Source organism: Bacillus sp. 1A (assembly GCF_052682215.1).
This window is the reverse complement of sequence record NZ_JBQYLZ010000001.1, coordinates 1934031-1958359: the sequence shown is the minus strand read 5'-3', so window position 1 is coordinate 1958359 and position 24329 is coordinate 1934031. Positions and strand designations below refer to the sequence as shown.

Below are 24329 nucleotides of genomic sequence, written 5' to 3'. Positions count from 1 at the left end.
CAATATAAGCAGGAAAACGGGGGTGAACCTATGGAAAAGTATTTCTTATACGACGATCATCTAGGAATTGAAATTCCGTATTTACAAGAAGATTGGGAAAATATCCCCGAAAAAATACAGCATGCTATTTTATTAAAATGGGAACAAGTTCGCGGAAAGATTCCTGATCGTATAAAAGAACTCGAGCACTCTATTAATGCAAAACAGCATCATTTAAATAACGAAGAAAACTTCGAAATTTCTTGCAAACTTAATTCAGAAATTGCCGATCTCGCTTCCATCATTAATGACCTTTGGCTTTGGTATCGACTCACTCAAAATGTATCTGAGGGGAAAGCACACCAATGAAAAAAGCATGCCCCTCAATTACTTTGGGTCATGCTTTTTTGTCGTAACACGATTTACAATATATTTCTTGTGCTGTTTTCGCCAAACACACATCAAACGGACCAACTAATATACTTCTTTCTTTCGGCAACTTTACAAACGCAACTAGCTCTTCTTCATATTGAATCTTTTTCTGACATGAAACACATATTAATTCTTTTCTTTTGAACATGTCTTTTAGCATATCTTCACTCTCCCTCTCATCTATCTATATTAATATACTCTCATAATAGTTAAGACTTGTAAAAAAATGACACATTCCAAAGTGAACGATTCATATACTATGTACAAAAGGAGGTCTAAAATTTATGCGCGCTTTCGTTATTATTGCTTTAACTTTTTTAAGTGTGATTAGCTGGGATGCGTTTTTTAAAGATAAAGGTGACCAGAAAGATACAACTGAATAAACACCATCTCTTTCTTACTTATTGGACAAACCGTTAAAAACTGTCCAATTCTGCAAAATAACTTAGGCTTTTCTACAAAAATATTTAAACATAACAATTTTTGTAGATTCCCTCCGTTTATTGTCGGTTTCCATCCGCATACATTTTTTGAAAGTATGATATAATAATATAAATCTTGAAGGAAGGGATTTTGATATCATGATCGCTCGAAGGAGCATGTGGCATCGTATTGACGAATCATACACGTAGCGTATTTTTCAGCTTAGATACTTTAGTCTAGCGAAAAAAATACGAGAGTGGGGAAATTATGATTGCCCGAAGGATAATTTGGCAAAAAAAAGACTCTTCTTACACGTAGCGTTTTGTTTAGGACTTAATTGTTACTAGCTAAACAAAACAAAGAAGAGCAGGATTGCTAAATGAAGAATCCTACTCCACGTTTTGTTTAGTCGTTTTAAGACTTAAACTAAAACGAAGGTAGGGAGAATTGATGGACGAGAGGATTATTCGTTATTTCTTCAGCGACATATAGCGTAGTTAGTTTTTTTCGTAAACTAACTGAAGCTACATGTGAGCTCGTAGTTAGTTTACAACACAAAAAGGACTACTAACTACGGAAAGAAGGAATAACGATGAGGAACATCCAAAGTCGACAAATTATTAAAGAAGTTTTTATGGTTTTAATCGGTTCATTTATTTTAGCAGCAGCGCTATATCACATTCACTTCCAAAACCACTTAACAGAAGGTGGCTTTGTAGGTATTGCACTATTCATCCAAAATTTTTATGATATTTCACCATCTATTTCAACTGTAATTATGGATATCCCAATTATTTTACTGTGTGCTTCATTTTTAGGTAGAAAAATGGTTGGTTATTCATTCCTAGGTTCGATTTCATTCGGAGTATTTTATTCTCTTATGGAAAATTATTCTCCATTTACGGTAGATTTATCAAATAATTTATTTGTAGCTGCAATAGTTGGCGGTGCGTTAGCTGGTATTGGACTCGGTTTTATATTGCGATTTGGCGGTGCAACCGGTGGAGACGATATTTTAACAATTGTATTAAGTAAACGAACTCGCTTTACAATTGGGCAAATTTTCTTCGTCTTTGACGCGATTGTTCTTGCGCTTTCATTATATTATTTAAATTGGACAGAAATTGCTTTCACTATTCTTTCGATTGCCGTACAGGCAAAAACATTGGATTTAATTTATTATCCAAAAGCAGAAAAAACAGCAGAAAAGCAACCAGTATCTGTTCCAATGCCAAAAAAACATGCAACAAATTAAAAAAGCGAAAGGCTTCGGCCTCTCGCTTTTTTTATGCTCTCTTTTCTTTTTCAACTATGTGGCGCACTTGATAAAATCTATTTGCAAATTCAGTAACGTTTCTTGTTAAACGATAGTTCACTGTAGACCCGATTGCCATTCCAATTACCGGAATACCTTGGAATAATTTACGACGAAGAGCATAAATCGAAAATGTTTTCAAAATTTGTTTTAACACAACTTCAGTAGAAGCTGGTTGTAACACCGCTTCGTCTCCTTCGTAGAAGAACGAATCTTCTTGCTCTAGCTCTTGCAATAAATTGTACCATGCGTATTGCTGAAGTCTTCCTGGTAGTAATGACGCATGAAATACCTTTAATGCAAGCATCATTTCATAAGGCTTGTTCACATCATGCCCAAATGATGTTGCAATAAGTTGGACAGCTTTCACATTTAACGCAATCATAACCGGAAAATCAGCCGTTAATAATAATAAACCTCCGGCACCCGTTGCTCCGCCTTGTACGAATGAATATAGACGATGACGTGCTGTTTGCTGCTCTGCTATGTATGTTAACTGATCAATAGATAATGCTTTCAAATCTTCTAGTTGCTCAATCGATTCATCAAACAATCTCGACGTTCCTAAAATACGATTACGCGCATCTAGCTGTGATTGTGAACTTTGAATCAATGCATGCAAATGAAAGAGCCATCCATCTGCTTTCGTAAAGAAATCTTTTCGTTTTTTCTCAGGCAATTTCGCAATTGTCGTATGTACCCATTTATCAAAGATTTTTTGAAAATCGGTCGCTTCTTGCTCCACTAATTGCGATTCCCATTCTTTTATATTGTCTAAAATGGCTTGTTCTCGCTTCGATCGCATCGTAACAACCACCTCGTTCGATTTTTTTCTATTGTAACATATTTCTGCTTCTTCTTTGCAAATATGCTTGTCTATCTTCATTCACATACCATTTTTTTATGGCATAAAATATTAACAAAAAGGATGAGATGAACCACATGAATCTATCCAATATAAAAAAAGAATATAATGCCGTATTCAGCTTAGGACAAAACTGTTGGCCTGCTTGGGCCTTATATCAATTCGGATTATCACCATTTTTTGGCGTTATTGATTTTATGCTAAGCCCTTCATTAGGAAACGTGAACTTATTATTACAAAATCGATTTGACCGTTTTTTACATTTCGAAAACTTATCCTTTATCTCATTTTGGGATGATGATGCGAAATTAAGACTAAGGGACAACCTATATGAAATCGACTCCTGTCACGACTTTAAAACAGATGTAAACACACCAACTTCTTGGCCTTCTTATTCAGAAATCAAGCTAAATTATGAGCATCGAATTACTCGTTTTCTAACTACAATTGAAATGGAAAAATCCATATTGTTTATTCGAACTGGAGGAACATACGAAGAAGCACGATCTCTGGAACAAATTTTATCTCAAATAGTTAAACATAAATTCTCTGTCCTATTACTACTTCCTGCAGATGTACCAACTGTTGCCCAAGAAGATTGGGGATTACAAAATATTTGCGTTATAAAATGCCCTATTATGGATGTATACCAGTACAATGAAGCATTTTGGCATGACTTATTTGATGGGATTACGATTAGACCGCAGGCTTAAATACACGATACTTTTTATTACACACTGCCTTATAATCATCCTTATACAAAAGAAATAAGGAGTGATTATATATGTATCCACGTGCAAAGGCTTTTGGTCTTGCTACACATCAAGGTCGCCTTCTCGTACAAGAATATCATACAGGCGATGAAACGTATTACCGACCTCTTGGCGGCTCAATTGAACTTGGTGAAAAATCAGCACATACCGTTATTCGTGAATTTAAAGAAGAGCTTCATACAGAAGTGGAAATCACCAATTATTTAGGCTGCTTAGAAAACATCTTTCAGCTAGATGAGGGAATTGGTCATGAAATCATTCAGCTATATTCTTTACGCTTATTAGACACATCACTATATGAAATGGAAAAAATGAATATACAAGATGAGCAAACAGTATCGTATGCGAAATGGATTCCCGTTACAGTATTCATTCAGAAGAAGAAAGTACTATATCCAGATGGAATTTTAAATTATATACAAAAGAAAAAAGACGAAATCCTATAGGATCTCGTCTTTCTTTTCATATAGTATATTAACCAATATCTCCAAGACGTAGTACGTCACGAGCGATCATAACTTCTTCGTCAGTTGGAATTACGATAATTTTTACTGGAGAGTGTGGGAAGCTGATGAATGCTTCTTCACCAAATACGTTATTACGTTTTACGTCAAAGTATACGCCCATGTACTCAAGGCCTTCTAATACGCGCTCACGAATAATTGCACTGTTTTCACCTACACCAGCTGTGAAGATGATTGCGTCTACACCTTTCATACGAGCAGTGTAAGAACCGATGTATTTGTGGATACGGCTTACGAATACATCAAGTGCTACTTTCGCACGGTGGTCGCCTTCTTCTTCTTTCGCAATGATGTCACGTAGGTCACTAGAGTAACCAGTAAGACCTAACATACCACTCTTCTTGTTTAATACGTTAACTACTTCTTCTACTGTTTGGCCTGTTTTTTCCATGATGTATGGAATTAACGCAGGGTCAAGGTTACCAGAACGTGTACCCATTGTTACACCAGCAAGTGGAGTGAAGCCCATAGAAGTATCGATAGATTTACCGCCTTCTACTGCTGCGATACTTGCACCGTTACCTAAGTGACAAGAAAGTAAGCTTAAGCTTTCAAGTGGACGACCTAATAATTCAGCCGCACGCTCAGTTACGTATTTATGAGAAGTTCCGTGGAAACCGTATTTACGGATACCGAATTTTTCATAGTACTCATATGGTAGGCTGTATAAGAATGCAGATTCCGGCATTGTTTGGTGGAATGCTGTATCGAATACTGCTACTGCTGGTACGTTTGGTAATACTTCTTGGAATGCTTTAATACCAACAAGGTTTGCTGGGTTATGAAGTGGTGCTAAATCGCTTAACTCTTCGATATCAGCTAATACTTCATCAGTAATTAAAACAGAGTCAGCAAATTTTTCGCCGCCGTGAACAACACGGTGACCGATACCGCCAATCTCATCTAGAGACTTAACGATTCCGTTTTCAGTTAATTTTTTTAGAAGCATATTTACTGCTACTGCATGATCTGGAATATTTGTAATTTCTTTTTGTTTTTCGCCATCTACAGTAATAGTGAAGATACTATCTTCTAAACCGATACGTTCCACTAAACCTTTTGTTAATACTGTTTCACTTGGCATTTCAAATAATTGGAATTTTAAGGAAGAGCTTCCTGCGTTAATCGCGATGATTTTTGACATCTAGTCTTTCGCCCCTTTTTCTCTTGGTAGTTGTGTGGATATGTCCACAAACCGCTCGATTTTATCTGATCAAATTCACTAAATATGAAAACGTTTCATCATTAGTGAATTTTATACTCACGATTTTAATTTAAACATCGTCCGACATATATTTCAAGTGAAAAAATTGTAACACCAAGAAAAAATATATATTACAGATTTCAAAAAAATTCAGTTTAATCTAGTATATATTTAAAAATATGACATATCATATAAAACTGTACTACATGAATTACTAACCCTGTTACATATACCTTGCCTTATTTATGGGTTGCAAACCAAGTATTTAATTGATCCATAATGTTTTCCATCGCCTTCATGTTGGAGAATTTAGGTAACTCCACTAATAACGCCTGTTTTGGCATTGTTACACTAGGACCTTTCTTTTGGAGAACAAATATACTTTTTGCATTTTTCTCGTTTTTAAACATGGAAACAGGTAGCTGTAATAGCCCTTGAATAAAACATGTTTCTTTAATAAATGCATGTAATTTTGGTGCTTGATCACTTTCAAAAATGAAGTTTGGTACTAGGAAGAATAAGTACCCGCCTTCTTTCGTATGTTTCACACTTTGTTCAATAAATAGGTGATGGGCATACGACATTCCTTCATCTGCTTTTAGCTTATATTCACTTGCACCGATTTCATTTGGATAGTAACCAATCGGTAAGTCTGAAACGACTGCATCAACCGGATCGATATAAAGTGGCGCTAGTCCATCTTGATGGAAGAATTCGATTGCATGCTTTTGTAAATTTGCATTTACTAAAGCAAGTTTAATTAGCACTTCATCCACTTCTACACCAAATCCACTCATTGCTAGTCCTTCTTTGGCGCTATTAAATACTGTAGTCATTAAGTTACCTGTTCCAATTGCAGGATCTAAAACAGTAATTTCGTTTTGCCCTTGCATAAATTTATGGAATAAGTAGCTCATGAACATTCCAACTGCATCAGGCGTCATTTCGTGATTCGCTTGTACGCCTTCTTTCATTCCTTTTAAAATGGCTAACTGAAATGCTTTACGAATTTCTTCACCTTTATATGTTTCTTCATTAAACGTACTATATTCACGAATCAGCCTTTCAATTGCTGATTCGGATAATTCCTCTTGTAAAATTGCTCCTTCAAACAAGTTATCACCTGTTTCTACAAGCGCCTCTAAATATGTTACATCTAATTCTTTACGTAAAACTACCGCAGAAGAATCAAAAATAGAAAATAATGTTTCTACTGTCTGACTCACGTACATTCCTCCTTCTCTCTTTTACACATAACTTATATCATACCACAAAGTGTTTTTTTCCAAAAAGAAAAAGCGACCTCCTGCAAAGAGCTCCCCTTTAAGTTATATATGATATAACGTTTTTTCTCATATATTGGTACCATTACGCAGCAATACATGAGAAAAAACGACCTCTTTATAAGAGGTCATTTCTTTCACATTATTTTGCCGCTTTAGCTGCTTCTAATGCTGCTTCATAGTTTGGATGGCTTGTACCTTCGCTTACGTATTCTGCGTAAACTACTTTGTCGTTGCTATCTACTACGAATACTGCACGAGCAAGTAAACGAAGCTCTTTCATTACTAAGCCGTAAGCTTCACCGAATGAAAGGTCACGGTGGTCAGAAAGTGTTACAACATTTTCTAAACCGTTTGCTGCACACCAGCGTTTTTGAGCGAATGGTAAGTCAGCGCTAATTGTTAATACTTTCGCGTTTTCAATACCTGCTGCATCTTGGTTAAAACGACGTGTTTGTGCATCACACACACCTGTATCGATTGAAGGTACAACACTAATTAATTTTACTTCGCCTTTGTATGTTTCTAAACTTACTGGAGATAAGTCATTTGCTAATACTTGGAATTTTGGCGCTTGATCGCCAACTTTAACTTCTGTTCCAACTAAAGTCATTGGGTTACCTTTAAAAGTTACGTTTGCCACTTGAAAATCCTCCCTTATTTAAACAAAATATGTACAATGTAAATGATAGTTTGTCCCTATCGATAATGCAAATAAAATCGCTTTATTTACAAAAAAATTAAAGAAGCTAATCCATTGATTAGCTTCTTTACTCATTAAATTTGAAATTCAGGATCGTCTTCTTTTCGTTTATCCATCATTTCCTTCACTTTATCAACAGCTTGTGGTGCTAATTCAATTATTTTATCGATGACGTGTGTTTGCTTATCTAAATGCAACACTTTTACACCTTCTCCATTTATTACAAGAAAAGCAACAGGATTAATAGAAACTCCTCCACCACTTCCCCCGCCAAATGGATGACGGCCTGAATGTTCTACTTTACCAAATTCACTTCCGCCAGCAGCGAATCCGAAACTAACTTTTGAAACGGTAAGAATTACACTTCCATCTGCCGCTTTAATTGGGTCACCAACAATTGTATTTACATCAGTCATTTGTTTTAAATGCTGCATTGCGGTTGTCATTAAACCTTGAATTGGATGGTCCACTTTATATCCCCCCTATGCTTGAACTGATTTTTCATTCGTACCAGATCTTTGTCTTCTCATAAACGTGAGTAATTTTATACCCGTTTTTATAGCACGAAATATACGAAAAGATGCTGTTAACTCACATCTTGATGCAAATCCTTTCCCTTGAAAAACAGGGGTGATTTCAAATTCTGGTACGTCGACAATATGCATATATTGTCCCACAACTCCAGCAGCCATTCCTTTTGTCCCCCATGCATATCCAGTGACAATTCCAGTACTAGCTGCGTCGCCTGCTCCAATTTGCGTATGCCATTTCCAACCATTGATTTTCACTCGTTTGAGAAAATCTTTAACGATAGTATGAACTTCTTGAAGCTTTTTTATCAGTTCACCAATGCTATCAAGTTGTGCCATAATTTTATTGTCTAGTCCGCCGTCCTCTTCAGCTTTTTCAATTTTTTGTCCTGTTTTCTTCTGCTGTTTTTCAATTCTTTCCAATACATCAAACGTATATCGAATCATCCATATTTTCACTTGAAACAAACATTGCTTTTCCATTTCTGAATATAAAAATGTCACTTTAAGCTTTATTTTCGACAATAGTATAAGCAAAATAACAAGGAGAAGAATTATTATTCCAATTACAAGCCACTTCATACGTATCATCCTTTCACTCCGTACCCATTATCGACAAGTTTATTCATCGTTAAACAGCGTTTCGTAAGATTGAAAATAAAAATTTTTCTAAAAATAAAAAGGTATTTTGACATTTTATATCGAAATATATTATTTGAACATATCTTCAAAAATGTATTTGGGTGATATGTAGCACAAAGAACAGAAAATTTAACTGCAGTGGAGGGATACATAATGGCAGATCGTCGCAATTTATTTTTCTTTTATGGTGATGACAAAGCAACGCTCGTTGAAAAAATGAAACCAATCTATCGTATTTTAGAAGAGAATGGATTTACCATATTAGATCATCCAAAAAATGCAAACGCTATCGTCAGTGTTGGAGATGATGCAACTTTCTTACAAGCCGTTCGTAAAACTGGTTTTAGAGAAGATTGCTTATACGCGGGGATTTCTACGAAAGATGAGATTTCTTTCTACTGCGATTTCCATATTGATCACGTTGATACAGCCCTTCAAGAAATTACAAAAAATGAAATTGAAGTGCGTAAATATCCAACAATTCAGGTAGATGTAGATCACAGTACATCTTTCTATTGTTTAAATGAGTTCTCATTACGTTCTAGTATCATTAAAACATTCGTTGTAGATGTTCACGTTGATGATCTATATTTCGAAACATTTAGAGGGGACGGTTTAGTTGTTTCTACCCCAACAGGAAGTACAGCTTACAATAAATCATTACATGGCGCGGTTGTTGACCCACTTATTCCGTGCTTCCAAGTAAGCGAACTAGCATCATTAAATAACAACACATACCGTACGCTCGGTTCACCATTCATTTTAAATCACGAACGTACATTAACTTTAAAACTAAAACCAGACGGTAACGATTATCCTGTTATCGGTCTGGATAATGAAGCGCTTAGCATTAAGCAAGTAGAAAAAGCTGTTGTACGCTTAAGCGATAAACAAATTAAAACAGTTAAATTGAAAAACAATTCCTTCTGGGAAAAAGTGCAGAGAACGTTTTTATAGTAATCAAATAACCCTCGAATTATGGGATTTCCATAATTCGAGGGTTATTTATTTATCACATGCAACTTAACGCTGTTTCACAAAATATTTTGGAACAGGACAACAGTATATGAAATTATATCAACGATTTTTCAAATATATCTATCGTAACTCAAAATATATCAACGATTTTTCGAATATATCAATTTACCGACAAAAATTAACAATATCATCAACCTATCTAAAAAGAGGAAGCAACACCAAAATGTATTTTCAGGCCGTTTCCTCAAACTTTTAGACATCTTTTCTATAAACAATCTCCCCATCAATTACAGTCATTTCTGCTTGTAATTCTTTTATTTCTTGTGCTTCTATTTCAAAAATATTGCGGGCTAATATCGTAAAGTCCGCTTCATATCCTTTTGTAATTTGTCCTCTCTTCGCTTCTTTTCCAATTGCATAGGCACTTCCTGTCGTAAATAAAGAGACAGCCTCATATACCGTTAATCTTTCCTCTGGCATATAGCATAAACCGTCAATAAAACTTCTGCGTGTAACAGCGCTATATATGCCTAAAAATGGATTCACTTGTTCAATTGGTGCGTCAGACCCACCGTTACAGTGTAATCCCGCTTCCAGTAACGTCTTCCAAGCATATGCATATCGAAGACGATGCTCGCCTAGTTTTTCAATGACTGATGGGAAGTCCGATGACACAAAGACGGGCTGAATATCGATAATAGCCGGCAAGTGTTGCATTCTCTCAATCAACTCTTCACGAGCTAACTGACAATGAATAATACGATCGCGAAAACCTTCTGCTGGTGGATATAATTCAAGTGCATCAATGACATATTCAAGCGATAAATCACCGATTGTATGAATCGCAACTGGCATATGGAAATCACGTGCTTTTTTCACTAACTCCGCAAGCTCTTCACGTGAGAAGATTGCAACTCCATTTGTTTCCTGCACATCTTCATACGGTTCACTTAATAAAGCTGTTCTTCCGCCAAAAGAGCCATCAGAAAAAATTTTCATCGCTCCAAATTCAATATAATGCTCATTTTCATATTCTTTTCGTTCATGTGCTACTTCATGGTGAACGAGCAAATGTGCTTTAAATGGCATTTCTTTTATAACATGAGAAAACGCATTATGCGTTTTTCTAAAACCACCGTAATAATTTAAATCTTCCGTATGCCCACCGACGAGTCCGTATTGCCAGCAATCTTTAATCGCTGTTTGCAGAGCTCTTTGTAAGTAGGCTTCATCAATTTCAGGCTGAACATGTTTTATTAGTTCTTGTCCTTGTTCATATAAAAGCCCTGTTACATTATTCAATGCGTCCCGGCCAATTTTCCCGCCTTTCGGGTCTTGCGTCATTTCTGTTATGTTCGCTTCTTGCAATATGTATGAGTTCACCCATGTAACGTGGCGACAAACCCGCTTTAATAAAATTGGATGTTCTGTAGAAATTTCATCTAAATCACGTACGTGAACTTGTTTTGTATCTGTAAAGTTATTTTCATTCCAGCCTTCTCCAATAATCCAAGAGCCCTTTGGAGCTTCTTCCACTCGCTCCCGCACGAGAGTCAGCACTTCGCTATAAGATGTACAGTTTGATAAATCTAAACGGAGTAATCTCTCTCCATGACCAATAAGATGCATATGACTATCAACGAGACCTGGAATCATCGTTTTCCCTTTTAAGTCGCACAACTTCACGTCTGAATATTTGCTTTCTAGTTCTTCCTTACTCCCGGCATCAACGATTATGCCCTTTTCAACATAAATAGCTTCTACTTTTTCATTCTCTTCTCGCATCGTGTAAATGGTGCCGCCATACCAAATTTCTCCCATATGCTCATCCCCCTTTTCCCTTTAGTCTACGAAATTAGAGCGTATAAAAAAAGCACCATTTCGATTAAAAATGGTGCTTTTCCAAAAATTAATTTTGTTCAGTAGTAGACGTTGTAATTTGCCATTCAATGCTAAATTTATCTTTTAGTTGTCCGTATGCTGGGCTCCAGAACGTTTCTTGAAGTGGCATAATAACTTCTCCACCTTCTTGTAACTTTTCGAATACTTCTTTCGCTTTTTCTGCATTACTAATTTGAATTGCAATTGTTACTTGAGATCCGATTGCATGCCCTTGACCTGGGAATGTATCAGAAATCATAAGGTCCGTATTACCAACTTTTAAAGTAGCATGTAAAACGCGCTCTTTTGCTTCAGCTGGAATCGGGTATTCTGGATTTTCAGGCATGTCACCAAAAGTTTGCATGACTTCTACTTTTGCGTCTAACGCCTCTTTATAAAACTGTACAGCCTCTTGCCCACTACCATCTAAAACTAAGTACGGATTAATACCTAAAATCATACGGACACCTCTTTTTTAAGTTTATAAAATCGAACTTGTGTTCGTTTTTATTTTATCATTGTTTGACATTTCATTCAACTATTTCCTTCACTGTTTTCAAAATTATTTTGACGGAATCTCCATCTCTTGTTTTCTAAGTTCAATACGGCGAATTTTTCCGGAAATCGTTTTTGGTAGTTCATCTACAAATTCAATTTTGCGAGGGTATTTATATGGTGCAGTGAGTTCTTTGACGTGTTGTTGGAGTACTGGAATTAATGTTTCTTCGTTCTTGTCTATATTCTCTCTTAATACGATAAATGCCTTCACGACACTTCCGCGAATTTCATCAGGGCTTGCGACAACCGCACACTCTCTTACATAAGGATGTTTTACGAGCGCATCTTCTACTTCAAACGGCCCAATTGTATAACCAGAGCTAATAATAATATCATCACCGCGCCCTTCAAACCAGAAATAGCCTTCTTCATCTTTCTTCGCTTTATCACCGGTAATATAATAATCACCGCGGAATTGCATCGCTGTGCGCTCACCGTCTTTATAATATTGTTTAAAGAGGGCTGGTGTTTCAATGTGAACTGCAATATCACCAACTTCTCCTACCTTTACCGGAATACCTTCCTCATCTACAATATCAACGTGGTTGCCTGGCGTTGGTTTTCCCATTGATCCTGGTCTAATATCCATTCCTTTCATTACACCAACAAGTAATGTGTTTTCCGTTTGCCCATAGCCGTCTCTTACTGTAATATTAAAGTGCTTTTGGAACGTTTCAATGACTTCTCTATTTAACGGCTCACCTGCGGATACAGCGCTATGTAACGCTTCTAAATTGTACTCACTTAAGTCTTCTACTTTTGCCATTAATCTATACTCAGTCGGCGTACAACAAAGCACATTCACCTTATTATCACCTAATAAGTTTAAATACGTTTTCGGTTCAAACTTACCGTGGTATACAAATCCTGTTGCACCTGAACCGAGAGTTGCTACAAACGGGCTCCAAATCCACTTTTGCCAACCTGGACTAGCTGTCGCCCACACAACATCATTCTCTTCAATTCCGAGCCAGTTTGGAGCGCTCGTACGTAAATGAGCATATGCCCATGCATGCGTATGAACAACACCTTTTGGATTTCCTGTCGTCCCTGACGTGTAAGATAAAAAGACCATATCTTCTTTATCTGTCTTCGCCATTTCTAACAGGTCACTTTCTGTTTCTAACGCTGTTTTTAAATTAATCCATCCATCTACTGACTGCTCGCTCAGAACGAATTTTTGAAGAGATTCCATCGCTTCTATATCATCAAACTGCCCAATGTACGGCTCATAACTTACGATTGCTTTTACTTCCCCGTGCCCAATACGATATTCTATATCCTTTTTGCGCAACATTTCCGAACTCGGAATTACGACAAATCCTGCTTTAATCGCAGCGATATACGTCATGTACGCTTCAATTAAACGTGGCATCATAATGAGGAGCTTGTCCCCTTTTTGCAGACCACTCTTTATAAAAGCGTTTCCAATTTTATTCGCACCTTTCATTAACTCAGCGTATGTAACTTCTCGTCTATTTCCTTTATCATCTTGCCAAATTAAAGCAAGCTTCTCTTTATCACTTGTATATTTCTCTATTTCAGAAACTAAATTATAAGACGGCGGCGCCAACAATTCTTCTCTCTTCATACAATATCCTCCTCCATTTCTATGCCTCCCTTATATAATAAAGAATTTTCAGTTAATTTTGAACCCTCTTCTTTTGACAAATTTTTTATATCTATGTCGAAATGAATGTATAACGGTGCAAACAACAAAAAGAAAGAGCGGGAAAACCCGCTCTTTCTAAGCCATCTTATATGGGATTATTTTTGGTAACCGCCTAATTGTTGCTCAGCTAGTGAAACTAGACGTTTAGTAATTTCGCCACCAACAGAACCGTTAGCGCGAGCTGTTGCATCTGCTCCAAGTTGAACACCAAACTCTTGAGCGATTTCGTATTTCATTTGGTCTAATGCTGATTCAGCACCAGGAACCGCTAATTTATTTGTGCTACGTGCCATGTTATATCACCTCCTTGTGAGTATAGAGTGTGATAAATAACATGACTTCATACACGTTTTAGATATGGTAATTTATGGTTTTAGAAAAGTTCTTCGAATTTTTCTTCTTCCGCCACTACTTCTACCGTTTGTAATACCATTGTTTCTTTGTTCGCTACAGCTTCATCGATTAATGGTGTGAAATCGTATTTCGCTTCAAAACGATTCGCTTTTTCACGCTTCGGCTTCGTCGCTGGGCTTGCTGGTGTGAATACTGTACAGCAATCTTCGTACGGACGAATTGAAATATCATATGTGCCAATTTCTCCAGCGATTTTAATAATTTCTAATTTATCCATCGTAATAAGTGGACGAATAACCGGATAGTTTGTTACTTCGTTAATTGTATGCATACTGTCTAATGTTTGGCTTGCTACTTGTCCAAGACTTTCACCAGTCGTGATTGCAAGTGCATTACGCTCCTCTGCGATACGCTCTGTAATACGCATCATCATACGGCGCATAACTGTCATTGAATAGCTAGATGGAATTTCTTTATTAATCGTTTTTTGCACTTCTGTAAATGGAACAAGGTGAAGCGTTACACGTTTACAGTACTTCGTTAACTCTTGTGCTAAATCGATTACTTTTTGTTTTGCACGCTCGCTTGTGAAAGGTGGGCTATGGAAATGAACTGCTTCCACAGACACGCCGCGTTTCATCGTTAAGTACGTTGCTACTGGGCTATCGATACCACCAGAAAGAAGTACCATTACTTTTCCGCCAACGCCAACTGGTAAACCACCAGCTCCCATATGCTCACCACACATAATATAGCTGTAACCACTGCGAATTTCTATACGTACATTCACATCTGGATTATGAACATCTACTGTGATATCCTCTGTATTTTCTAAAATGTGTCCACCGATTTCTGGAAGTAACTCCATCGTCTTCATTGGGAAGCGCTTATCAGAACGGTGCACTGTAATTTTAAATGTTTTCACATCATCTTTTACTTGTAAGAAAGCTGCTAATGCACCCTTTTTAATATCTTCTAATTCTGATGGTACTTTCATCGCTAAGTTAAACTTATGAATACCGAATACATCTTTCAATCTTTCAGAAATTGCTTCATGGTCTTCCCCATTTAATTGAATGTACATACGGTCATGCGTTGCATCGATTTTAATATTTGGGAACTTTTTCAGTTTGAACTTTACGTTATCTTTCAATGTGCTTACAAATTTAGAGCGGTTTTTACCTTTAGTCGTCATCTCTCCATAACGAACTAAAATATATTCATATGTCATCATATTCCTTTACCTCATCACTTCATATAATTTTGGCATCGTCTCTTTCACAATACCTTCAAATTGTTTTACTTCTTCCATCGTGTTTTCTGGTGCCAAACTAATGCGAATAGCACTTGCAGCAGCGGCATGGGGTACTCCCATTGCCACTAACACTCTGCTCACTTCATTTGCTTTTGAAGAACAAGCAGACTTCGTCGATACATATACACCGTGCTCTTCTAAAGCATGAACGACCACTTCCGGTTTTAAACCAACAAATGACACATTTAAAATGTGCGGTGCTGCATATGCAAGCGACGTATTAATCGTTACATCTTCCATCTCTTTCAAGAAACGGACAAGCTCTGTTTGTAAATTGTGCAAATGAGCTATCTTTTCTTTCACTTGTTCCATTGTCATGCGAAGTGCTTTCACCATCGCTACAATGCCAGGTAAGTTTTCTGTACCAGAGCGATACTTAAGCTCTTGTTGACCACCTGATAAAATTGGATCTAACCTTACGCCATCACGCACATAAAGTAGACCCGTTCCTTTTACACTGTGGAATTTATGTCCAGATATTGAGCAAAGATCAATATGAGAAGCATATAAATCAAGCGGTACTTTTCCTATCCCTTGCACATGGTCCACATGGAATCTTATTTTCGGATAGTTCGATAATAACGTTCCAATTTCAGCAACAGGCTGAATTGCTCCAGTCTCGTTGTTCACGTGAATAATTGACACAAGAATCGTATCTTCACGAAGTGCTCGTTTTACATCCTCTACCGATACGACACCATGCTCATTAACCGGTAAATATGTTACATCAAAACCGAGATCTTCTAATTGTTTATATGCTTCAAACACAGACGCGTGTTCAATATTTGTTGTAATGATATGTTTACCGCGCGAACGATTCCTCATCGCTATTCCTTTAATCGCAAGGTTATTCCCTTCCGTTCCACCTGATGTGAAAATAATCTCAGAAGGTTTAACGTGAAGAAGCTGCGCTGCAATCGTTCTTGATTGTGTTAATAGACGCTCTGCCTCTCCCCCAAGCGAATGAATAGAAGAAGGGTTTCCAAAATATTTTCCAGCAACCGTTACGTACGATTGAAGGGCTTCTGGATATGGCTTCGTCGTCGCACTATTATCAAAATAGATCATCGTTCTTCCCCTTTCAGCGCTATCACATCATATAATCATATCACAAATACGTGTAATTACGCTAAGACTACTCAAAGGTTCCATTTTATCCCGCTTTAACGGGCAGTAAGACCCCCACCTCAAAATTTAGCGAAAGCAAAGAATCTAGGTGGGGGATCAACTGCCCATAAAAGTCCGATTGGTTCAACTAATAATCAGTGGGGGATGAAGAAAACCCCCACTGATTAAAGTTTCACTTTATCCCGATTGTGAAGGCCGATAATTAGCGAGGATGACCCTACTGACTACAGTTTCACTATATTTTAAAACGAATAACCTTACTGTATTCCGCTATTCATTATAGCAACATCGTCCCCAAAATTACACAAAAAAACAAACCCTTATGAAAGGGTTTGTTCATTGTCTACATATTCAGCTATTTTTTGAACAACGCCAGGTTCAAGTTGCTCTAGTACAGAAGCCGCTTGTTCTAAAGCTGCATCGTATTGATATTCACGGAATAATTTCTCCGCATAATTTAAGCTCTCTGCAAGGTTCTCATCATGACTGCGGTAACGATTACCGTATTGAATTAATTTTTCAACTAAATACGCTTGTCCAATTAACTCTTCTGTCATTTCAGCTACACCATTAACAGTTGTGTACGCTTCTTCTAAACTGCTATTTACAGCGTTCATATTTAACGGTTTCACTTCTAACTGTTCATATACAGCTTGCATTGCCATTTGTCCTCTTTGTAAATCTTCCATAATGCTTTCTGGAAGACCTGGCAAATTCGACTTTTGCATAAAACGTTTCGTTTCAAAAATGATATTTCGCATTTCTTGTAACTTCTCACGCGCTTCAAATTCTTCTTTACGCATCGTTTGCAGCATTTCTTTATATTCTGCATGAAGTACTTTTAACGTTTCACATTGCTCATAAACCTCTTCTAGTTCCTCACGAATAATAGAAAAGGCAATATCTTGTTCCGCAACGCGTAATTGCAGCATTTCAAAACGTTTCGTTAAAATGTGCATTTGCTTTTCAATGACTTTTTGAGACTCAATGTCCTTATCTTGTAACTGATAACTTTGTTTCACAAGTTGTGTTTCTGCTTTTGTTTCGATCGTTTCAGTGCGGATTTCTTCTAAGTCTTCATAAACAGAAAGTGTTTTTTGCTCCACATAATGTCTCGCATGTACTTCTTGTTCCAGTTGATCATAGAAGCCATCTAAACGTGTTTTTAAGTTTTCTACTTTTTCAGCTGCTTCCGTTATATGAAGCTCTTGTATATCCATTAAACATGTTTGTAGTTGTGTCGTCATATCACGAACTTCTTTAGGGACTTCCAAATACTCTAATACATAACCTTGTCTTACCATATCATTATGTCCGTGTAATAAATCTTCCAGCTGAACTGGTAACGTCGCTTGACACTCTACCAATAAATCTGGAATTTGGTGAATAATGATTTCTAAGTTTGCCAAACCTTCTTCCAAACTAATAACAATTTCTCTCGCTTTTAAATAGTCGCCGTTATCTGTTGCCTCTTCAAAGCTTTTAAACTTATTAGATTCAGCGTCTAGCATTTCTTCGATTTTCTGTTCTGCTGCTCCATACATATGTCTATGAGCAAGAACACTCTTCTTCATACTACGATATGTATCACGTAATCCTTCAATTTCCGAGCTATTTTTTTCATGGCTTTCTAACAATTGCTGTAATTCATTTAAAATGTCTGTAATACGATTATCAGCGTCATCTAAACCACTTATGGATTCATTCATCGCATGCTTTGCTTTTCGGAAGGAGAATTGCGAGGCGAATTTTCGCGCTTGCGCTAAATCTTTGTCTGCTTTCGGAAGGGTTGTTGATACAATCTCATCCCATTCTTCACGCCATTTACCAAACAGTTCTTCTGTTTGACCTGTCATATTTAAGTCTTTCACCCGTTTTAGTTCATCTGCCACAGGCTTATCTTTTATCTCTTGTTTCCACTGCTCCAGTGCTTCAATATCTTTATATGAACGATTTCTTATCACAAGCTCTATCATGAGCAGCACTAGAATAGAGCTTACTACAATGATAACGATCGTCAGGATAGAATCCATGCAAAAAAGCCTCCTAGTTATATCTCTTTTTTAGTCCGTTCCGTTTATGAAATGGAAGGCATTATGTATAAAAAGGGAATTCCCCTATATTTAACAACTAACAATGTACTAATCATACCATGTAATGGCGTGTTTTTGACCTAGTTTTTTTTAAAATTTCATGTTTCTTTCAATGCAATTGTAATCTTTCTCAATATTCCGTTTGGATTACCTCTCATCGTCAAATGATTGTAATAATAGGTACTCTTCCATATGAGATGCGAAATAAATTTTGCGCACAAGTGGTGGCTCAATAGAAATCGCATGCACATTTCCTTGCTTTACCGCTTGCTCTACTAACATTTCTGGAAGTAACGTAATACCAAGTCCGGCACCGACCATCGCAAGCATCGGTTCTGCATAAGAAGTTTCAAATGCAATGATTGGTTTTGCACCTATCCCATGAAACATATTCGTAATCATTTTTCTTACATCACAAATTTCTGGATATACGATTAACTTTTCATTTTGCAAATCTTCCATTCGAATTACTGTTTTCTCTTTATAAAGATGATCATTTGAAACGACACAAACAACTTTTTCTTCTCGCACTTCTTTTACACACGTAACGTCTTCTACTACTGAATCGACGAACATCGCTTCAATCTTCCGCTCTTTAAAGAGTCCCATTAGTACTTTCGTATGCTCAATTTTCCATTCTACTTCGAATCCGTCACCTAATACATCCTTACATTTTGATATATAATGCGCTGCTAAACTTGGCAATATGCCTATAGAAATTTTCTGCTTCTCTTGAAAATTCTTCATTTCGGCTTTCACTTCATATATGTGTTCCAAAATCGGTAACATTCTTGTTATAAATAACTCTCCAGCCTCTGTTAACTCCACCCCTTGCGCGGAACGCTTCAGTAAAGTAACCTCTAAATCCGCTTCTAACCTTTGAATTTGTTTACTAAGCGCCGGTTGAGAAATATGTAAAAGCTTACTCGCCTTTGATAAACTTCGCGTATTCTTTACTTCAATAAACGATCGTACTGCTTCTAAATCCATCGTACACACCTCTAACAAAAAGTTATAACTGTCATAAAAAATCGATATTTCCTTCTATAAAAAATTACTCTTTATACTTATTTCATCAACTTACTATAACGAAATGTAAAGGGGAAAGATACTCTTGGACAAAAAACAAATGCTACTCGGATCCCTCCTATGCTTACTTGCCGTAACTGCTTGGGGATTTATGTTTCCTGTCATGGCAAATGCCCTGCAGTTTATCGATCCATTCTTCTTCACAACAATCCGGTACGGATCAGCAGCTATTATTTTTCTTATTTTGCTATTCATTACTGAAGGAAAAGCTTCACTCCGCTTAGAAAAAAGAACACTTTCTTTATTCTTTTACGGAACTGTCGGCTTCGCTGGATATGGTTTTCTCATTTTTTACGGCCAACAACTTGCCGGGCCTTCTGGGGCCATTCATGCTGCGATGATTCAGTCTCTTATGCCGCTCATCGCTTTATTATTGCAGTGGATAACAAAAAATAAACGCCCACAAAACTACACATTCCTTTGTATGTTCGTTGCCTTGCTCGGTGTGATACTTGTCATTTCAAAAGGAAATATTCACTTATTATTTGGAGCTGCCAGTCATCTCTCAACAAATATACTTATGCTATGCGGCGTTACTTGCTGGGTCATTTATACGAACGGCGGTGCTCGTTTTCAATCTTGGTCACCACTCAGGTATACGACATTAACTTGTTTATTCGGCTCAATTTCACTCATCGTTATTGTCACTTTTTTCACTTACACAAACATCGTTACTGTACCGTCACTACGTACCATTATGAGCGTTCGTTTTGAACTCCTTTATATGTCAATTATTGCAGGTGTTATCGCTGTATTTTGCTGGAACACGGGAAATCGCTATATTTCATCTATTAACGGCATATTATTTATGAATTTAGTTCCTGTACTTGCACTTATCGGTTCCATCTTTCGAGGTTATACAGTCGACAAAATTGAAATTGCCGGAGCCTCATTAACAATTATCGCGCTATTATGCAACAATGTATGGCAAAGGAAAGAAAGCACAAAAATCCCCACCTCAGTTCGTTAGGTGGGGATTTTTCACATATGAACAGCTCTTGGCAATTCATAGTACATATTCGTTATACATAATGCTTGCTCCATCCATTGTTCAATTTCTTTCGTGTACATTTCTATGAAAAATGTCTCAGACGGAAAAGAATGCAGCACTTCTGATATATATTGTGGATATAAAAACGGCATATTCATCATGCCTTTTAATTGCGTCATAAACATTGTAAAAGATACCTTTTTAAACTCTTGCTTCATTTGTCCCTGTCTAATCATTTGCTCTATATAATATCTTTCTTTAGAAAAGTAAATGGTCATCACTTCGCGAATTAATGTCGTATCAAGTGAAAGCTCTCGATAGAAGAAACGTGTCAGTTCCCTATTTTCAAATTGATATCGTAAAATCCCGCGCACCATTTGCACCATCACATCTTTAGCCGACAAATATTCTCTCTGTTCGAACGACATTTCAATCACATGAATATATCCTTCTAAAAAGTCAGTAATAAGCTGTTCTAATAAACCTTGCTTTCCAGCAAAATAATATGAAATATTCGCTACATTCACATCCGCTCGCTTTGCAATTTCTCGCACCGACGTTCCATCATAACCTTTCGTGTTAAACAACGATATTGCCGCATCAATTACTTTTTGTTTCGTCTGTTTCATGCGCTCACTTCCTCTCACTGAACAGCTATAGTTTAAATTTCTTGACTTTTAAGACAAATTCCTTTAATTTTCTATCGACAAAGTCATGTGAAATACATCGTATTTTGCTAATATTTTACACATCTCGATAAAAAGGGAGTTGTTTCCATGTTTACTAAAGAAAGTTATGCAGGTTCTCGTGAAGAGCAATACGAGACAGTAATTAAACAACTGGATGCATTATTAACTGGCGAATCAAACGTAGTCGCAAACTTATCAAATGCGTCCGCATTATTAAATCAATTTTTAGATCGTGTGAATTGGGTTGGCTTTTATGTAACAGAAGGAAATCAGCTTGTTCTTGGACCTTTCCAAGGAATGCCTGCTTGCGTGCGCATTCCATTTGGACGAGGCGTTTGCGGCGTTGCAGCTGAAACGAAAACAACGCAGCTTGTAGCAGACGTTCACCAATTCCCAGGACATATCGCTTGCGATAGTGCTTCGAATTCAGAAATCGTCGTACCAATCGTGAAAGAAGAAACTGTCATCGGTGTACTTGATATCGATAGCCCTGAAAAAAATCGTTTTGACGAAATAGATCAGCGCTATTTAGAAAAGTTTGTGGAAACACTCCTAAAACATATGTAACAAGAAAAAGAGCGAGTTATCGATTTAGTACATCCCGTACAAAACCGATAGCTCACTCTTTTTTTATTGATTAACAGTGGATATTTTCTTTAATGCCTGCTCTAAATCAGAAACGATATCCTTCCATGATTCTAAACCGACAGATAAACGTATTAAATTATCGTAAATACCCATTTCTTGTCTTAGCTCAGCTGGAATCGCAGCGTGCGTCATCGTTGCCGGATGCTGAATTAACGTTTCTGTATCTCCTAAACTTACCGCAATTGTAATAAAGTGAAGGTCATTGATAAACGCTTGCGTCTCTTCTTTTCCGCCTTTAATTGAAAAAGAAATCACACCACCGCCCCGTTTCATTTGGCGAGATGCTAACTCTCCTTCTGGATACCAAACACCTTCTACCGCATCATGATTTTTCAGGAACGATACAATTTTTTCTGCATTATCACAATGACGGTCCATCCTTACCGCTAACGTCTTTAATCCACGTAACAATAACCACGCATCAAACGGCGCCATAATACCGCCGATATCTTTTCGCATCGGGCGAATTTTTTCAGCTAATGCTTTCGTTTTACAAATCGTTACACCCGCCACAACATCGCCATGACCACCAATATATTTTGTCGCACTATGAACAACCACATCACACCCAAGCTCAAGCGGTCTTTGTAAATACGGTGAACAGAATGTATTATCAACAACGACAAGTAAGCCATTTCGCTTCGCAACCCGAATAACTTGTTTTAAATCGATTAATTTCATCGTTGGATTAATCGGTGTTTCAACGAAAATAACCTTTGTATTTGGACGGATTTTATTTTCGACATCATCCTCTGTCTCCATATCACAAAACGAATGCGTAATCATAAATTTCTCTTCTAACACTTTTAAAAAACCGTACGTGCACCCGTATAATCCATTTGAACAAATAATATGATCTCCAGCTTTTAGAAAGCCAATTAACGTTGCTGAAATAGCTGCCATTCCTGATCCGAAAGCAAGTGCTTCTTCTCCTCCTTCTAACACCGCCATACGTTCTTCAAATAATTTTACAGTTGGATTTCCAAGTCTTGAGTAAATATAAGATGGATCCACTCCCGCAAAACTCGCCTCTCCTTGCTGCGCAGTCTCAAATGTAAATGTAGACGTTTGAAATAACGGTGGTGTTAAACTTCCTTTATGTTCCTCAGATGTATACCCGTGATGAATTAACGCTGTCTCCATATGCTTCTTTTTCATAAAAACATCCCCTTTTATGTTTTTATTGCCGCATATTCACCAGTAAAAACTGATGAACGTTTTTACTACATTTTATGTAAGCGTTTTATTTGTGTTTCTATCTCTTCTTTTATATTGTTTTAAATTCCTTCTTATATTAATTTCCAAAATTTATATGCATAAAACAAAAAGGGAGTCGCTTGACGAAACTCTGGGTAAAAGATATAATAGCGTTTGTGTAAAATAAAAAGGCAGCCTTGTAATGTGAGTTTATCGTTTGTATTTTGTTCCTCTACGGAGGTGTATCTCGTAACTCCCTGCTGCTGGAGCGAAGGTACATGAAAACAAAATGCCCGTAAATATCGATTACGTCTGTTTTTATTTTACGTAAATAAAAACATTTTTAAAGGAGGAGTCAACTATGGCTCGTTATACAGGTCCAGCTTGGAAACTGTCTCGTCGTCTTGGAATCTCTCTAAGCGGCACAGGAAAAGAATTAGAAAAACGCCCTTACGCACCAGGTCCTCACGGTCCTAACCAACGTAAGAAACTTTCAGAATACGGTTTACAATTACAAGAGAAACAAAAACTTCGTCACATGTACGGCATGACTGAGCGTCAATTCCGTCGCACATTTGACCAAGCAGGTAAAATGCCTGGTAAGCACGGCGAAAACTTCATGATCCTTCTTGAAGCTCGTCTTGACAACTTAGTTTACCGTATGGGCTTAGCTCGCACTCGTCGTGCAGCTCGCCAATTAGTAAACCACGGTCACATCACGGTTGATGGATCTCGCGTAGATATCCCATCTTACCGCGTTAAACCTGGTCAAACTATCAGCGTTCGCGAAAAATCTAACAGCCTTGTTGTTGTTAAAGAAGCGATCGAAGTTAACAACTTCGTACCAGAATACTTAACTTTCGATGCTGATAAATTAGAAGCTACTTACACTCGTCACGCTGAGCGTTCTGAGTTAGCAGCTGAAATCAACGAAGCATTAATCGTAGAGTTCTACTCTCGTTAATCTCGGTACTCTGCAAAGAGTCGTATTAAAAGCCTTAGAAACCTTGTTTATCAAGGGGCCTGGGCTTTTTTTATTGAATATAGCCGATTATATGTATAG

At 37.2% G+C, this 24329-nt stretch carries 25 protein-coding genes; 8 read left to right on the top strand and 17 right to left on the bottom strand.

Annotated features, from left to right (window positions below):
- Positions 1-30: 30 nt before the first annotated feature.
- Positions 31-348 carry a hypothetical protein gene (locus ACUN0F_RS09860; RefSeq protein WP_000417209.1) on the top strand — a complete coding sequence of 106 codons (318 nt, stop codon included), beginning with the start codon at positions 31-33 and terminating at the stop codon, positions 346-348.
- A 28-nt stretch (positions 349-376) separates the two neighbouring features.
- On the opposite strand, the gene ACUN0F_RS09855 is transcribed toward ACUN0F_RS09860, so the two are convergent.
- A complete protein-coding gene (locus tag ACUN0F_RS09855; protein WP_000910278.1) occupies positions 377-571 on the bottom strand; it encodes a hypothetical protein in 195 nt (64 codons plus the stop codon).
- An 855-nt stretch (positions 572-1426) separates the two neighbouring features.
- Between ACUN0F_RS09855 and ACUN0F_RS09850 the strand changes: the two genes are divergently transcribed.
- On the top strand, positions 1427-2089 hold the full coding sequence (locus ACUN0F_RS09850; protein WP_001244523.1) for a YitT family protein: 663 nt from the start codon (positions 1427-1429) through the stop codon (positions 2087-2089).
- Between the two features lie 31 nt (positions 2090-2120).
- Here ACUN0F_RS09850 and ACUN0F_RS09845 read toward each other — a convergent pair whose 3' ends face one another.
- Entirely contained in the window at positions 2121-2954 is an 834-nt protein-coding gene (locus ACUN0F_RS09845; RefSeq protein WP_001256865.1) for an EcsC family protein, read from the bottom strand.
- A 137-nt stretch (positions 2955-3091) separates the two neighbouring features.
- Between ACUN0F_RS09845 and ACUN0F_RS09840 the strand changes: the two genes are divergently transcribed.
- Both ACUN0F_RS09840 and ACUN0F_RS09835 read left to right on the top strand, forming a co-directional pair.
- Positions 3092-3727 (top strand): papain-like cysteine peptidase, encoded by a 636-nt coding sequence (locus tag ACUN0F_RS09840; protein WP_264462121.1) that lies wholly within the window; start codon positions 3092-3094, stop codon positions 3725-3727.
- A 71-nt stretch (positions 3728-3798) separates the two neighbouring features.
- Positions 3799-4233 (top strand): NUDIX hydrolase, encoded by a 435-nt coding sequence (locus ACUN0F_RS09835; RefSeq protein WP_000283494.1) that lies wholly within the window; start codon positions 3799-3801, stop codon positions 4231-4233.
- Positions 4234-4261: 28 nt separating this feature from the next.
- Here the strand turns inward: ACUN0F_RS09835 and ackA are convergent, their stop codons facing one another.
- The 5 genes from ackA to ACUN0F_RS09810 form a co-directional block, all read right to left on the bottom strand.
- Positions 4262-5455 carry an acetate kinase gene (gene ackA, locus ACUN0F_RS09830; protein WP_000034572.1) on the bottom strand — a complete coding sequence of 398 codons (1194 nt, stop codon included), beginning with the start codon at positions 5453-5455 and terminating at the stop codon, positions 4262-4264.
- A 299-nt stretch (positions 5456-5754) separates the two neighbouring features.
- Positions 5755-6741 carry a class I SAM-dependent methyltransferase gene (locus ACUN0F_RS09825; RefSeq protein ID WP_445539436.1) on the bottom strand — a complete coding sequence of 329 codons (987 nt, stop codon included), beginning with the start codon at positions 6739-6741 and terminating at the stop codon, positions 5755-5757.
- A gap of 199 nt (positions 6742-6940) precedes the next feature.
- Positions 6941-7441, bottom strand: a complete 501-nt coding sequence (gene tpx, locus ACUN0F_RS09820; RefSeq protein ID WP_000024522.1) for a thiol peroxidase — start codon at positions 7439-7441, stop codon at positions 6941-6943.
- Positions 7442-7575: 134 nt separating this feature from the next.
- Complete coding sequence (gene ytfJ, locus ACUN0F_RS09815) at positions 7576-7971, bottom strand: GerW family sporulation protein (protein WP_000350005.1); 396 nt, start codon at positions 7969-7971, stop codon at positions 7576-7578.
- 12 nt (positions 7972-7983) lie between these two features.
- On the bottom strand, positions 7984-8622 hold the full coding sequence (locus ACUN0F_RS09810) for a DUF2953 domain-containing protein (protein ID WP_060486562.1): 639 nt from the start codon (positions 8620-8622) through the stop codon (positions 7984-7986).
- A 204-nt stretch (positions 8623-8826) separates the two neighbouring features.
- On the opposite strand from ACUN0F_RS09810, the gene ACUN0F_RS09805 reads away from it, so the two are divergent.
- A complete protein-coding gene (locus tag ACUN0F_RS09805) occupies positions 8827-9630 on the top strand; it encodes an NAD kinase (RefSeq protein ID WP_000785181.1) in 804 nt (267 codons plus the stop codon).
- 273 nt (positions 9631-9903) lie between these two features.
- Here ACUN0F_RS09805 and ACUN0F_RS09800 read toward each other — a convergent pair whose 3' ends face one another.
- From ACUN0F_RS09800 to ACUN0F_RS09765, 8 genes are all read right to left on the bottom strand, one after another.
- Positions 9904-11472: an amidohydrolase gene (locus tag ACUN0F_RS09800; protein ID WP_264462123.1), complete on the bottom strand. Its 1569-nt coding sequence runs from the start codon at positions 11470-11472 to the stop codon at positions 9904-9906.
- A gap of 88 nt (positions 11473-11560) precedes the next feature.
- Positions 11561-11992: a VOC family protein gene (locus tag ACUN0F_RS09795; protein ID WP_046956207.1), complete on the bottom strand. Its 432-nt coding sequence runs from the start codon at positions 11990-11992 to the stop codon at positions 11561-11563.
- A gap of 102 nt (positions 11993-12094) precedes the next feature.
- On the bottom strand, positions 12095-13681 hold the full coding sequence (gene mbcS / locus ACUN0F_RS09790; protein WP_137051920.1) for an acyl-CoA synthetase MbcS: 1587 nt from the start codon (positions 13679-13681) through the stop codon (positions 12095-12097).
- Positions 13682-13857: 176 nt separating this feature from the next.
- Positions 13858-14055, bottom strand: coding sequence for an alpha/beta-type small acid-soluble spore protein (locus tag ACUN0F_RS09785; protein WP_000124489.1), 198 nt, complete (start codon positions 14053-14055; stop codon positions 13858-13860).
- An 80-nt stretch (positions 14056-14135) separates the two neighbouring features.
- Positions 14136-15350, bottom strand: a complete 1215-nt coding sequence (gene thiI, locus ACUN0F_RS09780; protein ID WP_264462125.1) for a tRNA uracil 4-sulfurtransferase ThiI — start codon at positions 15348-15350, stop codon at positions 14136-14138.
- 6 nt (positions 15351-15356) lie between these two features.
- Entirely contained in the window at positions 15357-16499 is a 1143-nt protein-coding gene (locus ACUN0F_RS09775; protein WP_000638957.1) for a cysteine desulfurase family protein, read from the bottom strand.
- 380 nt (positions 16500-16879) lie between these two features.
- Positions 16880-18592: a septation ring formation regulator EzrA gene (gene ezrA, locus ACUN0F_RS09770; protein WP_075313138.1), complete on the bottom strand. Its 1713-nt coding sequence runs from the start codon at positions 18590-18592 to the stop codon at positions 16880-16882.
- Positions 18593-18799: 207 nt separating this feature from the next.
- Positions 18800-19642: a LysR family transcriptional regulator gene (locus tag ACUN0F_RS09765; RefSeq protein ID WP_046956203.1), complete on the bottom strand. Its 843-nt coding sequence runs from the start codon at positions 19640-19642 to the stop codon at positions 18800-18802.
- Between the two features lie 124 nt (positions 19643-19766).
- On the opposite strand from ACUN0F_RS09765, the gene ACUN0F_RS09760 reads away from it, so the two are divergent.
- Complete coding sequence (locus ACUN0F_RS09760) at positions 19767-20711, top strand: DMT family transporter (protein WP_264462126.1); 945 nt, start codon at positions 19767-19769, stop codon at positions 20709-20711.
- An 11-nt stretch (positions 20712-20722) separates the two neighbouring features.
- Here the strand turns inward: ACUN0F_RS09760 and refZ are convergent, their stop codons facing one another.
- A complete protein-coding gene (gene refZ, locus ACUN0F_RS09755; protein ID WP_264462127.1) occupies positions 20723-21361 on the bottom strand; it encodes a forespore capture DNA-binding protein RefZ in 639 nt (212 codons plus the stop codon).
- A gap of 147 nt (positions 21362-21508) precedes the next feature.
- Here refZ and ACUN0F_RS09750 point away from each other — a divergent pair, with 147 nt between their 5' ends.
- A complete protein-coding gene (locus ACUN0F_RS09750; protein WP_000494321.1) occupies positions 21509-21988 on the top strand; it encodes a GAF domain-containing protein in 480 nt (159 codons plus the stop codon).
- A gap of 63 nt (positions 21989-22051) precedes the next feature.
- Here the strand turns inward: ACUN0F_RS09750 and megL are convergent, their stop codons facing one another.
- A complete protein-coding gene (gene megL, locus ACUN0F_RS09745) occupies positions 22052-23227 on the bottom strand; it encodes a methionine gamma-lyase (protein WP_264462128.1) in 1176 nt (391 codons plus the stop codon).
- 400 nt (positions 23228-23627) lie between these two features.
- Here megL and rpsD point away from each other — a divergent pair, with 400 nt between their 5' ends.
- Positions 23628-24230, top strand: a complete 603-nt coding sequence (gene rpsD, locus ACUN0F_RS09740) for a 30S ribosomal protein S4 (RefSeq protein ID WP_000135322.1) — start codon at positions 23628-23630, stop codon at positions 24228-24230.
- Positions 24231-24329: the final 99 nt, after the last annotated feature.